This is a genomic window from Pseudomonas sp. CH61 (assembly GCF_059429415.1).
In genome coordinates this window covers 6,116,746-6,131,861 of the sequence record NZ_CM182098.1, presented here as the reverse complement: position 1 = coordinate 6,131,861, position 15,116 = coordinate 6,116,746, and the positions used below count along the sequence as shown (strand labels likewise).

Annotated in this window: 16 protein-coding genes and 1 tRNA gene; 14 read left to right on the top strand and 3 right to left on the bottom strand. The window is 58.3% G+C overall.

All coding sequences use genetic code 11. From position 1 onward, the window contains the following. The first annotated feature begins 32 nt into the window (after window positions 1-32). The 9 genes from AC5SEM_RS27640 (at window position 33) to AC5SEM_RS27600 (ending at window position 8,010) form a co-directional block, all read left to right on the top strand. Window positions 33-437 carry an acetyl-CoA sensor PanZ family protein gene (locus tag AC5SEM_RS27640; protein ID WP_495471703.1) on the top strand — a complete coding sequence of 135 codons (405 nt, stop codon included), beginning with the start codon at window positions 33-35 and terminating at the stop codon, window positions 435-437. A 78-nt stretch (window positions 438-515) separates the two neighbouring features. Then, window positions 516-2,741, top strand: a complete 2,226-nt coding sequence (locus tag AC5SEM_RS27635) for an AsmA family protein (RefSeq protein WP_495471702.1) — start codon at window positions 516-518, stop codon at window positions 2,739-2,741. Continuing rightward, window positions 2,738-3,805 carry an A/G-specific adenine glycosylase gene (gene mutY, locus AC5SEM_RS27630; RefSeq protein WP_495471701.1) on the top strand — a complete coding sequence of 356 codons (1,068 nt, stop codon included), beginning with the start codon at window positions 2,738-2,740 and terminating at the stop codon, window positions 3,803-3,805. The genes AC5SEM_RS27635 and mutY overlap by 4 nt, the downstream gene beginning before the upstream one ends. Continuing rightward, entirely contained in the window at window positions 3,802-4,074 is a 273-nt protein-coding gene (locus AC5SEM_RS27625; RefSeq protein ID WP_101156793.1) for an oxidative damage protection protein, read from the top strand. Before mutY ends, AC5SEM_RS27625 begins: the two co-directional genes overlap by 4 nt. Window positions 4,075-4,178: 104 nt before the next feature. After that, window positions 4,179-4,254 (top strand) — tRNA-Phe (locus tag AC5SEM_RS27620). Between the two features lie 580 nt (window positions 4,255-4,834). After that, entirely contained in the window at window positions 4,835-5,914 is a 1,080-nt protein-coding gene (locus AC5SEM_RS27615; RefSeq protein ID WP_495471700.1) for a hypothetical protein, read from the top strand. Window positions 5,915-5,990: 76 nt separating this feature from the next. Further along, window positions 5,991-6,782 (top strand): TSUP family transporter, encoded by a 792-nt coding sequence (locus AC5SEM_RS27610; protein ID WP_007909181.1) that lies wholly within the window; start codon window positions 5,991-5,993, stop codon window positions 6,780-6,782. 44 nt (window positions 6,783-6,826) lie between these two features. Continuing rightward, complete coding sequence (locus tag AC5SEM_RS27605; RefSeq protein WP_495471699.1) at window positions 6,827-7,660, top strand: alpha/beta hydrolase; 834 nt, start codon at window positions 6,827-6,829, stop codon at window positions 7,658-7,660. After that, on the top strand, window positions 7,657-8,010 hold the full coding sequence (locus AC5SEM_RS27600; protein WP_495471698.1) for a hypothetical protein: 354 nt from the start codon (window positions 7,657-7,659) through the stop codon (window positions 8,008-8,010). Before AC5SEM_RS27605 ends, AC5SEM_RS27600 begins: the two co-directional genes overlap by 4 nt. Here AC5SEM_RS27600 and AC5SEM_RS27595 read toward each other — a convergent pair. Both AC5SEM_RS27595 and AC5SEM_RS27590 read right to left on the bottom strand, forming a co-directional pair. Further along, entirely contained in the window at window positions 8,007-8,297 is a 291-nt protein-coding gene (locus tag AC5SEM_RS27595) for a YceK/YidQ family lipoprotein (protein WP_077570303.1), read from the bottom strand. The two genes, AC5SEM_RS27600 and AC5SEM_RS27595, sit on opposite strands and share 4 nt — an antisense overlap. Before the next feature lie 75 nt (window positions 8,298-8,372). Beyond that, window positions 8,373-8,822: a carboxypeptidase regulatory-like domain-containing protein gene (locus AC5SEM_RS27590; protein ID WP_495471697.1), complete on the bottom strand. Its 450-nt coding sequence runs from the start codon at window positions 8,820-8,822 to the stop codon at window positions 8,373-8,375. A 259-nt stretch (window positions 8,823-9,081) separates the two neighbouring features. On the opposite strand from AC5SEM_RS27590, the gene AC5SEM_RS27585 reads away from it, so the two are divergent. From AC5SEM_RS27585 to AC5SEM_RS27570, 4 genes are all read left to right on the top strand, one after another. Further along, on the top strand, window positions 9,082-10,140 hold the full coding sequence (locus tag AC5SEM_RS27585; protein ID WP_495471696.1) for a PDDEXK nuclease domain-containing protein: 1,059 nt from the start codon (window positions 9,082-9,084) through the stop codon (window positions 10,138-10,140). Between the two features lie 68 nt (window positions 10,141-10,208). Continuing rightward, window positions 10,209-11,183: an alpha/beta hydrolase family protein gene (locus AC5SEM_RS27580; RefSeq protein WP_495471695.1), complete on the top strand. Its 975-nt coding sequence runs from the start codon at window positions 10,209-10,211 to the stop codon at window positions 11,181-11,183. A 28-nt stretch (window positions 11,184-11,211) separates the two neighbouring features. After that, the gene (locus AC5SEM_RS27575; protein WP_016986326.1) at window positions 11,212-11,625 is read left to right on the top strand and encodes a hypothetical protein; all 414 of its coding nucleotides are present in this window, start codon (window positions 11,212-11,214) and stop codon (window positions 11,623-11,625) included. Between the two features lie 6 nt (window positions 11,626-11,631). Further along, the gene (locus AC5SEM_RS27570) at window positions 11,632-12,084 is read left to right on the top strand and encodes a hypothetical protein (RefSeq protein WP_471895376.1); all 453 of its coding nucleotides are present in this window, start codon (window positions 11,632-11,634) and stop codon (window positions 12,082-12,084) included. A 312-nt stretch (window positions 12,085-12,396) separates the two neighbouring features. Here the strand turns inward: AC5SEM_RS27570 and gabP are convergent, their stop codons facing one another. Beyond that, complete coding sequence (gene gabP, locus AC5SEM_RS27565; RefSeq protein WP_077570293.1) at window positions 12,397-13,788, bottom strand: GABA permease; 1,392 nt, start codon at window positions 13,786-13,788, stop codon at window positions 12,397-12,399. A 554-nt stretch (window positions 13,789-14,342) separates the two neighbouring features. Between gabP and AC5SEM_RS27560 the strand changes: the two genes are divergently transcribed. Beyond that, entirely contained in the window at window positions 14,343-15,116 is a 774-nt protein-coding gene (locus AC5SEM_RS27560; protein WP_007909167.1) for an ABC transporter ATP-binding protein, read from the top strand.

The window sequence follows — 15,116 nt, the reverse complement described above, 5'->3', positions numbered from 1 at the left end:
TCATCTGTTCTCGTATCACTCAGGAAAGCGCCATGCCGATCATTGTCCAAGCCCTGAAAGACGCCAGTTATCAGGATCAGCAGGATTTGCAGAAGATTTATCGCGATGCCCCGGAATGGCTGCTCGCGCCGTTTTCCGGGGAGGCTGAACTGATCGAAAGCGCCCTCGCAGACGGGACTTTGATTGCCGGACGCTTCAACGATCGCTTGCTCGGTGTCGGTCGCCTGCAAAGGCATCAAGGCGTCTGGTACTTGTCCCATTTATGCGTACGAAAAGTTACCCGTCGCCGTGGCGTTGCCGAACGGCTGGTGAACCAAGCGCAGAAAATGGCGTCGCAAGCGGGGGCTGAACTGCGTCTGCTGGCGCCTGATGGACATGTTGAGGCTCAGGCACTCGCCGCCAAATTGCAGGTGCCGCTGGAGGTCCTGGCAACATGACGTCACAGCGAACCGGGTGGTTGCAGCGCTATACTCCCCGGCTAAATTACGAATTCGACTAACTACAAGGACTCGCCCATGAAAGCGTTCGGCAAAATCCTGGGTCTGGTACTTCTCGGGCTGTTGCTGATCATTGTGGCGGCAGGCTTTGCCCTGACCCACCTCTTCGATCCCAACGACTACAAAGACGAGATCCGCCAGATAGCCCGCGACAAGGCCCACATCGAGCTGACGCTCAATGGCGATATCGGCTGGAGCCTGTTCCCATGGCTTGGCCTGGAATTGCACGAGGCCAGCGTCGCCACCCTGGTCAAACCTGCCGAACCGTTTGCCGATTTGCAGATGCTCGGTCTGTCCGTGCGCGTGCTGCCGTTGCTGCGCCGCGAAGTGCAGATGAGCGACGTGCGCGTCGAAGGCCTGAACCTGCGTCTGAACCGCGACAAGGACGGCCACGGCAACTGGGAAGACATCGGCAAGGTGCCCGCCCCCGCAGGTGCGACGCCGCCAGCTGCTACTCCAGGCCAACCGGCCGGCGAAGCCCCTGTTGCGGTGGAAAAGCCACCACAGCCGATCCGCCTCGACATCGACAGCCTGACCGTCAACAACGCCCGTGTTGAGTACAACGACGAGAAGACCGGCAAGCAATTCAGTGCCGAAAGTATCCAGCTGAGCACCGGCCCGGTACACGATTCGACGAATATCCCGGTGAAAGCCACTGCCTTCCTCGGTACCAATCAGCCGGTTCTGCGCGTGCGTACCGAACTCACCGGCGAGCTGCGTATCGAACGCGCCCTGCAACGCTACAAGTTTGAAGACCTGAAGCTGTCCGGCGAACTGGCTGGCGATCCGCTGCAAGGCAAGACCATGACCTTCGCCGCTCAAGGGCAGTTGTTGCTCGATAAAGCTGCGAACGTCGCCGAATGGACTGGCATCAAGATCTCTGCCAATCAGTTGCGCGCCTTGGGCGAGCTGAAAGCCAACGACCTCGACAAGACCCCGCAGATCACCGGCGGCATCTCCATCGCCCAGTTCGATCTGGCGAAGTTCGTCGACAGCGTTGGCCAGAAGCTCCCGGCCATGGCCGAAGGCAGTCTGAGCAAGGTCGAACTGGTCAGCCGCGTAGCGGCCACGCCAACCAGCATCGCCTTCGACAACATCAACCTGAAACTCGACGACAGCAGCTTCAGCGGCCGCATCGCCGTCGAAGACTTCGCCAAGCAATCGTTGCGGGCGATCCTCAAGGCCGATACGTTCAACGCTGACCGTTACCTGCCACCAAAATCGGAAAAAGCCGCCAACGCCACACAAACGCGCCAGGCCGAAGTTGCCAGCACTGAAGCTGATGCCATGGCCGGTGCGGGCTCCACGCCTCTGCCGGACAAACCAAGCAAAACCGCCTGGAGCACTGAACGCCTGTTGCCGGTTGAACGGCTCGCCAAACTCGACATCGATGCCGACCTGACGTTCGGCCAGTTGACCCTCGACAAGTTGCCGATCCAGAACGCAGCCCTCAAAGCCACAGGCCAAGGCGGTCTGTTGACCCTGACCAATCTGAGCGGCGAGTTGTACAACGGTGGTTTTGCAGCCAACGGCACCCTCGATGTGCGCCCAAGTGCACCGGTACTGAACCTGCAAACCAGACTCAACCGCGTCCCCGTAGAAAAAATCCTCGAAAGCCAAGGCAAGAACCCGCCGGTAAAAGGTCTGGTAACCCTCACCAGCAACGTCACCGGCAGCGGTAACAGCCAGCAGGCACTGATCGATACGCTTAACGGCAACGCCAGTTTCGTGATCAACAACGGCGTGCTGCTCAACGCCAACCTTGAGCAGCAACTGTGCAAAGGCATCGCCACGCTTAACCGCAAAACCCTCAGCGGCGAGCCACGCGGCAAGGACACACCGTTCCAGGAGCTGAAAGGCAACCTGACCTTCCGCAACGGCATTGCCAGCAACCCTGACCTGAAAGTGCGCATCCCCGGCATGACCGTCAACGGTGACGGCGACATCGACCTGCGCGTGCTCGGCATGGACTACCGCGTCGGCATCATCGTCGAGGGCGACACCAGCGCCATGCCGGATCCGGCGTGCCAGGTTGGCGAAAAATTCGTCGGTGTCGAATGGCCGCTGCGCTGCCGTGGCCCGCTCGAATTGGGCGCCAAGGCCTGCCGCGTCGACAACGATCGCCTCGGTCAGGTCGCAACCAAGCTGGCCGGCGACAAGCTCAGCGAGAAGATCGACGAGAAACTCGGTGACAAGGTCAGCCCGGAATTGAAAAACGCATTGAAGGGGCTGTTCAAGCGATGAGAGCGGAGCAATTTTCCACGGCGGTGCTGGATTGGTTCGACCGCCACGGCCGCCACGATCTGCCTTGGCAGCAGGACATCAACCCGTATCGGGTATGGGTGTCGGAGATCATGTTGCAGCAGACCCAGGTCAGCACCGTGCTCAACTATTTCGACCGTTTCATGGCCGCGCTGCCGACGGTCGAAGCGCTGGCCGAAGCCCCCGAAGACGAAGTGTTGCATCTGTGGACCGGGCTCGGTTACTACACCCGCGCACGCAATTTGCAGAAGACCGCGAAGATCGTCGTCAGCCAGTACGGCGGCGAGTTTCCGCATGACGTTGAAAAGCTCACCGATCTGCCGGGCATTGGCCTGTCCACCGCTGGCGCCATCGCCAGCATCAGCATGGGCCTGCGCGCGCCGATTCTCGACGGCAACGTCAAACGCGTGCTGGCACGCTTTACTGCGCAAGAGGGCTACCCCGGCGAGCCGAAGGTCGCCAAACAGCTGTGGGCCAACGCCGAGCGCTTTACGCCGCACGATCGGGTCAACGCCTACACCCAGGCGATGATGGATCTCGGCGCCACGCTGTGTACGCGCAGCAAGCCGAGTTGTCTGCTGTGTCCGCTGGAACGTGGCTGCGAGGCGCACATGCTCGGCCTCGAAACCCGCTACCCGATTCCCAAGCCGCGCAAAGCCATCCCGCAGAAACGCACGCTGATGCCGATGCTCGCCAACGGCGACGGCGCGATTCTGCTTTACCGCCGACCCTCAACAGGTTTGTGGGGCGGTCTGTGGAGCCTGCCGGAACTCGACGACCTCGACGACCTGCAACATCTCGCCGATCAGCACTCGCTGACCATGGGCGAGCAGCAGGCGCTGCCGAGCCTTGTCCACACCTTCAGCCATTTCCAGCTGTCCATCGAACCCTGGCTGGTTCAGGTGCAGGAGGCCGCCCATCACGTGGCCGAGGCCGACTGGCTCTGGTATAACCTCGCCACCCCGCCGCGCCTGGGCCTCGCCGCCCCGGTCAAAACCTTGCTCGAACGCGCGGCCGCCGTCTTGAATGCAGGAGTGTCGCCATGACCCGCACCGTAATGTGCCGTAAGTACAAAGAACAACTGCCCGCGCTGGAACGCGCCCCTTTCCCGGGCGCCAAAGGTCAGGATATTTTTGACCACGTCTCGGCCAAGGCCTGGGCGGACTGGCAAAAACACCAGACCCTGCTGATCAACGAAAAACGTCTGAACATGATGAACGCCGAAGACCGCAAATATCTTCAGGGCGAAATGGACAAGTACTTCTCCGGCGAGGAATACGCCAAGGCCGAAGGCTACGTTCCGCCTGCAGAGTAAACCCCGCGAAATCGGGGGTCGGATCGTAAGCGACGGAATTAATTTAAGAAATTTTAAAAAAGTCGTTGACGTAAATCCGAAAAACCCTTTTAATGCGCCCCGTTGCCCAGATAGCTCAGTCGGTAGAGCAGGGGATTGAAAATCCCCGTGTCGGCGGTTCGATTCCGTCTCTGGGCACCAAATACCGAAAACCCTGAATCGCAAGATTCAGGGTTTTTTTATGCCTGCGATTTGATAAGCCGCACCTCACCTCCTCTTCCAGTGCTTTTGCTGGCCATTATTTTGATGTTAGGCTCCGTCAGCTTTTTCCGGCAGGTCATTGCTGACTGTCGAAAATAATCGCCGAGTACTTCAGTCCTGACGACCGGCATTTAACGCATTACCCGAATAACGCACTCCGCGCCCGGAACCCTCGGAACCTACCGAGGTTATTGCAGGCAGCAGGAGAGTTGCGTCTGCGAGCAGGATCGCTCGCAGAACCAAGCCCCCTCATCAAGTTGTCATGGAGGACAAGACCTCAGCGCAGGTCATCTGGTGTTGTTTCAACTGTCAGTCAAGCGACAGCAAACATTGACCCGGCATTCAACACTTGTGTGAACTGTCGCGTCACAGCGCCCTGAGCCCTCCCGAAAAAACCAGACCTGTATCAACTCGCCCACGTCCGGATCTGTGCGCGCGCTCGGCACGCATTGCATCATCGAAACAGCCAACAGCTCCCACAAAAAATATAACGGGAGCCGATACGACAGGGATGTAACCAATGACCGAAGTCCTACAACAAACCAATAAAACCGTTGAGTCTTTAGTTGAACAGGAAGTCAGAACTTTCAGTTTTGACACGCAACAAGCAAAGCTGCTGCACACCTTCTCTGAAGAACTGGCAGCCATGGGCGGGCCACAAGCCGCAGGCGCAAAGTCCAAAGCCTCGCTGGCAGCGACCGAGTTGAAGTTTTCGTTTTCCAAAGATCAATGTGAACTGCTTGGCGCTTATTCCGACGGCTTGGTTTCCCTGCTGATTTTTGAGGGGATGCAAACATTCACCGAGACCAGCCCACCGGATGAACTTCCCGAGCTGGCCGCTCTGGAGAATCGTCACGACGTACTGTGTCTGGCGGCACGTAATCAGATTCTGTTGAAACTGGTGGATAACAGCTCCTTTGCCTACGACATGGACAACGAAGGCAAACTGGTCCGACTCGTCGCTAACTTCAAGGGCGGCGGACTGACCAAAATCAATGACGAACCGGAAATCAAAGAGCTGAGTTCCCACTCCGGTCTCGCGCTCGGCCCGCACACCGAAGCGCCGTACTGGTGCGCCGTCAACGCGAAAGACGGGCACTCGCCCTCGCCTTCGTCGTTGATCCTGTCGGCGCTATGGAATCCAAGCCTGGAGCCCACCTCGGTGATTCCATTGCCACCCCTGCTGGATGAAATCGGCGTCACCGGATGCCTCGCACTCACAACGGGCAGCTTCCAGTTCACCCGCAGCGACTCTTTCGTCAGTGGCAAGGGCGAGGATGGCCGTAATGTTTCGATTCTGGAGTTCGATGACAACGTCGGATTCGCCGCGCGATTCAACTCGTACCGTTTTTCGGTCAACGACAACGCCTCGGACTTTGTCAAAGAGGCTTACTCCGCGCTTTGCCAAAGCGTGGGTAAAGCAACACCGGTGCAATACACACTGACGCAAGAGTCGGCCATGGTGATCAATAACGTCCGGGCGCTGCACTGTCGCGATGTCATCAAAGACAACCGACGTGTATTGGTGCGCATCTTCGGCCTGTCGAAGTTCTCATCCCCCATTGTCATCTCAGACGATCCGCTGCTGATTCAGGGCTGATACTTAGCGCAGGTCGAAGCTGCAGCATGGCCAGTCATGTGGATGTCTGGCCAATAACTATAAAAGGGAAAATGTAATGGCTTGGGATGTAATTGGCATGTTGGCGCTTGTGGCTTTTTGCGCCGGTTTTTTTGATGCGATTGCCGGGGGTGGTGGATTGATTACTTTGCCTGCCTTGTTTCTGGCCGGTGTCGACCCGATCAGTGCGATTGCCACAAACAAGTTTCAGGCCGCGTCGGCGACTATTTCAGCCACGGTCACGTTCGCTCGCAAAGGCATGATTGAGTGGCGCGAGGGGCGCTTCCTGGTTATCTGCGCGTTCCTGGGTGGCGCCAGCGGGGCACTCTTGGTCAGTTCTATTGATAAGCGCTATCTGGAAGTGTGCGTACCCGTGATGCTTATTCTGGTGGCGATCTACTTTGCGCTCTCGCCGAAACTGGCCAATGAGGATCGACGCAAGAGAATCGGCATTCTGCTCTTCTCGTTCACCGTGGCGCCGATCCTGGGCTTCTACGACGGTATCTTCGGCCCGGGTGTAGGCTCGTTCTTTATCGTTGGTTTCGTGCTGCTCTGCGGGCTTGGCATGATGCGGGCCATGAGCTTCACCAAACTGGCCAATGCCTCCTGCAATCTGGGTTCGCTGTCTGTCTTCATCACCAAAGGCGTGATCATCTGGCCGATCGCAATTGCCATGGCTCTGGCAGCTTTCCTCGGTGCACAACTGGGCGCAAGAGCGGCCGTCCGCGTCGGCCCACGCTTGATCAAACCCATGTTGATCGTGGTCTGCTGCGCCCTGGCGATCAAGCTGCTGAGCGTGGAGACCAATCCATTGCGCGTTGCGGTCCTGCACACCCTGGCAGCCCTGTGATCAATCGGTTGGCGTTGACCGGCGCGTCGCGACTTCGCTCTCGGTTGCAGTTCGACGAGGCGCCAACCGGCCCTGAGTTTTTCTTTGCGCAAACCTTCGCCGGCTACCAACTGGAAGGTCGCGTATTAGCCGGTTCCGCCGCAGAAACGTCTACGCCGAAGGTGCTGGCCATTCACGGTGCCCGCTCTGACTATTCGCGACTCAACGCCATCCTGTATCCCTTGCAGGCGCAGGGAATTGCCAGCCTGAGCTTCAATCTTTCCGGCCACGGTCCAAGCGCTGAGCTCGCCCTGGAGGAGACTTCACTGACGCACAACCTTCAGGAGGCTTTGCAGTTTGCCGGTCATCTTGGCGGCGAACTCAGCACGGTGATCGGCCATAGTCTGGGGGGCGCACTCGCGCTCAAGGTGGCGCAAGCGCATCGCGCTTCAGTCAGGCGCATCGTGCTGGTCTGTCCGGCCCTGTACGCGGAGGCGGCCTGGCAGCAACCGTTTGGTCCACCGTTCAAACGTGCCATTTCTGTGCCTTACGGTTTTCTCGACTCGACATCGCTGGAGTTTCTGCGCACGTTCGACGGCGAGGTCTTGCTGGTGATCGGCGAGTACGACGGTCTTCAGGCAACTGCTTTTGGCGGGATCGCCGGGACGTCTGCCGGGGCGCAGCAAATGGCCGCGCGCGCGATCAACAGCGCGATTCCGTATGAAGTCATCCAAGCCATTGAAAAGAGCCTGGCCCCCCACCAGCTCAGAAAAATCGTGCTGCCGGGGTGTGACCACGCTGTATCGACGTGGCTCAGGGAAAACCCGCCACGCGCAATGGAATTGGCGAGCCAGATAGCGCAGTTCATCAATACCGGAAACAGGTCCCAAGCGTCATGAACCAAAGGAAAACCCGCGTCCCTCTGCCCCATCCGCCACCCTATCGCCCAAGTCGCGTGACTTACTGGCTGACTGTTCTCGTTGCTCTGCTGATTACTGTCGCCATTGGATTGTCGATCTGGATGCTGATCGACAGCTGGATCACCGGCTCTATCACCACCAACAATCGCGGCCCGCGCAGCACTTACACCCTGGCCCTGCAGCCTCGGCGGTTCTGGTTCGAGTTTTTCTGGCAGAGCGTTGGCACAGTGTTTCTGCTGGCAGTGGGAGTGTTCGGCGTGTGGATCTATCGCAAAGTGCAAGAGCCCGTGCACACGCCGAAGAGCAAGCGCCGCGTAAAGAAAACCTAAAGCGTATTGATGTAATCCACCGGCAGCAAAACCGTGTCCAGAGCGGCATCCACTGGCAGGGATACGACGGTGATAACCGGACAGACAATCATCATGTAACAGACGATCGCCGCCGGCATGCCATCGCTACCACCACCACGCACACCCAGCAGGTGAAGGCTGCCATCAACCCCTCGGTAATACTGGGCATCGGACAGGCCGTCATTCAAGCGCCCGATAAACGTTCCGCAGCCGCTCAACTGCAATACCAGGCCGATGACACAAACCGCACGCAAAATCCCTTTCAAACCAGCGTTTCCTTACGTCACAAAGATGAGGCGCGGGATTGTACGCGCGCCTCGGCTTTGCCATCACATCCATCGCTATCCAGCGTCATTCCAGTGGAACACCAGATTGCGCGGAACGCCTGCACCAACGTCTGTCACGTCGCGCCTCGTTTCGCCTTTACGCGTGGCCACCACCGTGTACTTGCCGGGCGGTAGTTGCACGTATACCAACGGGCCCGTCTGGTTAAGCGTCAGTAGGGCTTGCCCTGGCGACTTTTCAATCATCACATCGACATCAGCGGTGTACTCGTCTTGCGCGCCCACAGCGAACGTCATGTGCAGGTTGTAACCGCCGGTTTGTTGAATGGCCTTCGCCTCATCCTCACCGATACCGCCGGCCAGATAAGTGACGCCGTTCTGTTGTTGCTGCTGAACTTGCACCCCGGCATTGTCGACAGGTTCAAGACTGGCTGCCTGCAACATCACCGGAAACAGCAATGCAGCGACGGCGGCGATGGGCAGCATGAATGAAAGAACGCGTTTCATGATCACGACTCCCGGGTTCTTGCAGAACCCAACCGTTACTCCTTTTAGATTTTGCGTATCGGGGCGGGTTTTAGATTGTTTGGAACTTGGCATGTGTACGAAATGGACTACAGGCCATTACTCTCTGACACCTCTTTCAGCGGCAACGTCCTGCAACATCAATCCCTTCTTCCGTCCCATTTAACCGGCTCGCCCGACATACCCACGCGGCGACTCTTGGCATGCTTTGACGCCTGTATCCAACGATGTGGAAGAGCCGATGAGCCCGCTAAAACCTGCTGACACGCAAGACCCGAAAATCGATTCGTTGCTGGGGGAGCTGGGCGAACTGATTCGCCAGGCGCGGCAAAAAGTGCTGCGTGCGGTGGATACGATTCAAGTGCAGACCTGCTGGCAGATCGGCAGGCATATTGTCGAGTTTGAACAAGAGGGAGCCCAGCGTGCGGGCTATGGAAAACAGTTGCTCGTGTTGTTGGCGAAAGATCTGACGGCGCAATTCGGAAAGGGTTTTGACGCTTCCAACCTGCGTTATATGCGCCTCTTTTATCAGGCGTTTCCAATTCGTGACGCACTGCGTCACGAATTGAGCTGGACCCACTATCGTCGGCTTTTGGGAATAACCAATGAAAAAGCACGCCATTGGTACATGGATGAATGCGCCAACCTGAACTGGTCGAGCCGCGCCCTCGACCGCCAGATCCTCACGCTCTACTACGAGCGGCTTCTCATGAGTCGCGACAAAGCCGATGTGATCGAAGAAGCCGCCACCAACATCGAAGCACTGAAATGCAACCCGCGTGAATTCATTCGCGATCCCGTCATGCTCGAATTTCTCGGTCTGCCCTCGGCAGGCAAGGTCAGGGAAAGCGGTCTCGAACTAGCTCTTATCGACCATTTACAGGGCTTTCTGCTTGAGCTGGGCAAAGGCTTTTCCTTTGTCGCCCGCCAACAACGCATCAGTACCGACGGCGTCGATCTGTACATCGATCTGGTGTTCTACAACTACCTGCTCAAATGCTTTGTGATCATTGATCTTAAACGCGGCAAGCTCAGCGCCCGCGATGTCGGGCAGATGGACATGTATGTGCGCATGTACGACGAACTCATGCGCAGCGAGGGCGACAAGCCGACAGTCGGGATTATTCTGTCTGCCGAGAGCAACGACTCGGTGGCGCGCTACTCAATGCTCAAGGGCAATGAGCAACTGTTTGCCAGCAGTTACAAGACGATCCTGCCGAGTGAAGACGAGTTACGCGCGGAACTCAATCGCGAACAGGCGTTGATCGAGGAGCGCAGGCTCACTCAATCCACCGAGTAAAACTTGCGGATTGTTGCCGGGCGGCGCTGAGACTATCGTTGTCAGCTTACTCTTCAAGGTCGAGCGTCATGAGCTGTCAGGACACGCCCACAAGGCAAGACATGCAGTCAGGGTCGCCAACCTTGACTGCCGAGCAAGGTGAGCCTTTCAAAGAAGCTGCCGCCGACGGTTTTGCACTTGGCGGTTTCACTTGGCGTCAGTTCTTGCCTGATAGCCAACGCCCAGTAGTGATCATCAGCGCCGCCACGTCGGTACGTTGCCGCCACTACTCGCGTTTCGCGGCTTATCTGTTCGCAAACGGCTTCGACGTGATGACCTACGACTACCGCGGCATCGGCGAATCACGATCCGCGTCGATCAAAGGCTTGAACGCCTCGTGGACAGATTGGGGCGCACTGGATTTCGAAGCGATGCTCAAACGCGCACAACGGGAGTTTCCCGGTCAGCCAATTGACGTCGTCGGCCACAGTTTTGGCGGTTGCGCGGCAGGGCTCGGCGAATCCGGGCGGGTTATCCGACGGCTGGTCACCGTTGGCGCGCAGTTCGCCTTCTGGCGCGATTACGCGCCCGAACAGCGCTGGCGCATGGTCGGCAAATGGCATGTGCTGATGCCGTTGCTGACGCTGTTCTGCGGCTTTTTCCCCGGCAAGCGACTCGGCTGGCTGGAAGATACGCCGAAAGGCGTTGTGCACGATTGGAGCACGCCTGCTGCACGTTACGAACGGCGCCCCAGTGGTCGCGCACTGATGAACAAGATCGGCGCCCTGCCCTTCGCCAACGTCCGCGCACAGACACTGGCGATCAGCATCAGCGACGATCCCTACGGCACGATTCCGGCCATCGAACGCCTGCTCGACTACTTCAATAACGCTGCAAAAACCCATCTGCGCATCGAGCCGCAGGACATCGGCGAACAACAAGTCGGACATTTCGCCTTTTTTCGCAGCGCATACCAAGCCACACTATGGCCCATCGCTCTGACCTGGCTGCAAACCGGCGCACTGGCACCCGACACACCGGGGCGGCAAGTCCCGCGCAGCTGAGCCCTCTCAACGCACGACGGAACACATCATGGCCTCCGCCAACAAGCAGCAAAAACGCGCCACCCGGGCCAAAGCCAAGGCCAAGCAGAACCGCACCAAACGCGCCGAAGCGCCGGTCGAGCTGGACCCGAACGATGATCGCATCGACTTCGAATCGGTGGATCTGACCGAACTGTTCAAGAAAATGATCGACGCGGAGAAGATCAGCCAGCAGGCCCTGTGCAGCGCGTTCCTCGAAGACCCGCTGCTGGAACTGGTTTACGAACAGGAAGGCGAAGAAGGCGCGATGGATTTCATCCTCGCCGCGCTGATCGAGTATCGCCAGTGGTCGCAGGAAACCGACGAGGCCGGCGCGCTGGCGTGGATCGAATCCCCGGCCTTCCAGGCCGACTATGTGGCGGCGTCCGACGCGATTGCCGCACAAACCCAACAGAAGAACTGAGTTCCCATGGCATCCCTGAACAAGCAACAGAAACGCGCCAAACGCGCCAAGGCCAAAGCCAAGCAAATCCGTATGGTCGGCCGCAAGCCACTGGAGCAGGACGAAGACCTCGACCACCTCGCCGAGCCGATCCCGGAATACACCCTGGCGATGTTCAGCAAAATGCGCGACGCCGAAGCCATCAGCCGCAACGAAATGCTGCTGACCCTGCTGCGCGAACTGGCGTTCGTCATCGTTGACCATCCAGAGCTGCTGGACATGGAAAACGCCGACAACGAAGGCATGGCCGCCACCCACCTGGCCGCCGACATGTTGATCGACTACCGCATGTGGGCCGAAGGCGCAACGATCGAAGAGGCCCAGGCCTGGCTGAGCGAGCCACAGTTCATCACCGATTTCGGGGTTGCGCTGGATGCTTATGGCAAGTCGGTGGAAGACGGCGAACCCAAGGCCGAGTAATTTTTTGCGCTTCAGGTTCCCGTATGTTCAAGAAAAGGACGTCAGATGAAGACAGCAGATTCACGCGAGGACGGGCAAATCCCGAAAACAGAAGACTCAGCAGCAATCCCTACAAACGAACCTGTTAAATCTCTCAAGCAACTAACTTGGGATGAATGGTTCGACGGGGAGAAATGCAGCTCAGACTTCATGCTCTCGCGAGAGCAAAGCTGATTCGGATCTGAAGCGCAGAATATTTCGCCACCGGTAGCACAAACAAAAACGGCCGCTAGTCATTACTGACAGCGGCCGTTTTGCATTACGCGTAACGGATCAGTTCAACACCACCGCGCCACGTTTTTCCAGCTTGCGACGACGTGCTACCAGCAAACCGGCTGCCACCACCATCAGGCTCAGCAGGCCAGTCGCGAGGATTTCCACGCGGTGCGCTTCCTGGAACAGCATGATGGTCAGAGCCGCGACGATGAAGATGATCACCGCGTAGGTCAGGCCGGGGAACAGCCACATGCTGAAGACGATTTTCTCGCCGCGCGCCATGCGTTGTTTACGCATGCGCAGTTGCGAGAAAGCGATCACCAGGTACACCAGCAGTGCGATCGCGCCGGAGCTGGCCAGCAGGAATTCGAACACCGCCGCCGGGGCCACGTAGTTGGCGAAGGTGCACAGGAACGCTGCGCCAGTCGACAGCATCACCGCCCAGTAAGGCGTACCGCTTTTGTTGGTGCGGGTCGCCATGGCCGGTGCATCGCCACGCTTGCCGAGGGAGAAGAGCATGCGCGACGAGGTATACAGCGCCGAGTTCAGGCAGCTGGTCACCGCGACCAGAACCACAATGTCGACGATCATCTTGGCGTTAGGAATGCCCATGCGCTCAAGCACGGTCTGGTAGGAACCGAGGTTGGCCAGCGTAGGATCGTTCCACGGCACCAGGGCGACGACGATGAAGATCGATACGAGGTAGAACAAGCCAATCCGCCAGATCACCGAGTTGGTGGCCTTGGAGATTTGCTTGCCCGGGTTTTTCGATTCCGCGGCCGCGATGGTCACGATTTCGGTACCCATGAAGGAGAACATGGTGGTCAGGATCGCGCCCAATACCGCGCCCATGCCGTTAGGCAGGAAGCCGCCGCTGTCGAACAGGTGCGAAACGCCACTGACCTGGCTGTTCGGCAGGAAGCCGAAGATCGCCGCCAGACCGAGGATGATGAAGCCAATGATCGCCAGCACTTTGATCAGGGCAAACCAGAATTCGAATTCACCATAGTTCTTCACGCTGAACAGGTTGGTGATAGTCAGCAGCATGGTGATGATCAGCGCGAACGCCCAGATGCCAACATCAGGGAACCAGGCGTGCAGGATGGTTGCCGCGGCGTTGGCTTCCAGTGGAATCACCAAGACCCAGAACCACCAGTACAACCAGCCGATGGTGAAACCGGCCCAGTGCCCGATGGCACGGTCGGCGTAAGTCGAGAACGAACCGGTGTCCGGCGAGGCAACGGCCATTTCGCCGAGCATGCGCATCACCAACACCACCAGGGTACCGGCGGCGGCGTAAGCCAGCAGCACGGCAGGGCCGGCGGCAGCGATGGCGTGGCCGGAGCCAACGAACAGACCGGCGCCGATTACACCGGCGATCGACAACATGGTCACATGACGCGGTTTGAGCCCCTGTTCGAGGCCATTGGAGCTTGGGGTACTGCTCATCGAAACTACCTTTGCGAGGAAAGCGATTGCGTCCGGCCCGTCTGGAATTTTCTTTCTCGTAAAAAGAAACCAACGGGGCGTTCCGGATTCTGCACGCAATAAATGCGCCAAAATGTTTCAAACTCTTCTGGGCTGCGGTTTTGCGCGAGACCGGACAGTCATCGCAAGTCATTGAGATTAATGGCTATTCGCCAGAGCGTTACCCTGCGACTCACTTTCAGGACGAATTCGCGCACCAGAAACACACTGAAAAAGTGTGGGATGCACAATAAAAGGGCGATTCAGGAACGTTCGGCCGGATAGCGCTTCCAACACCCCGCCAAAGCTGGCAACATCGCGCCTTTTTTTACGCGACACCCGCGGGTTTGCACGATCAAACACCCGTTCGGTTGTTGATGGGGCGACAGTCTGCTGTGCCGATGCGACAACCTGCCACATGCCACCCGTTAACCGCTCGTAGCGCTGTTGGCTGCCATTGAAACGCTATGCTAGCTTGGCCGCCTCGCCAGGACGGCCATCCAACAGCTGGAGCGCAACATATATGAGGAACGCACATGGCTGAGGCCACGCCCGCGCTTGAAATCCGCAACTTGCACAAACGCTACGGACAGCTTGAGGTGCTTAAAGGCATCTCGCTGACCGCCCGCGACGGCGATGTGATCTCGATCCTCGGTTCCTCCGGTTCCGGCAAGTCCACGTTCCTGCGTTGCATCAACCTGCTGGAAAACCCGCACCAGGGCCAGATTCTCGTAGCCGGTGAAGAACTCAAGCTCAAGGCCGCCAAAAATGGCGAACTGGTTGCCGCCGATGGCAAGCAGATCAACCGCTTGCGCTCCGAGATTGGTTTTGTGTTTCAAAACTTTAATCTGTGGCCGCACATGAGCATCCTCGACAACATCATCGAGGCACCGCGCCGCGTGCTCGGCCAGAGCAAAGCCGAAGCCATCGAAGTCGCCGAAGCGCTGCTGGCCAAGGTCGGCATCGCCGACAAGCGCCACGCCTACCCGGCGCAATTGTCCGGTGGTCAACAACAGCGCGCGGCAATCGCCCGTACGCTGGCGATGCAACCGAAGGTTATCCTGTTCGACGAGCCCACCTCGGCGCTTGACCCGGAAATGGTTCAGGAAGTACTTAGTGTCATCCGCGCATTGGCCGAAGAAGGCCGCACCATGCTGCTCGTGACCCACGAAATGGGCTTCGCCCGTCAGGTCTCCAGCGAAGTGGTGTTCCTTCATCAGGGCCTGATAGAAGAGCAAGGATCGCCTCAGCAGGTGTTCGAAAACCCGCTTTCGGCGCGCTGCAAACAATTCATGTCCAGCAACCGCTAA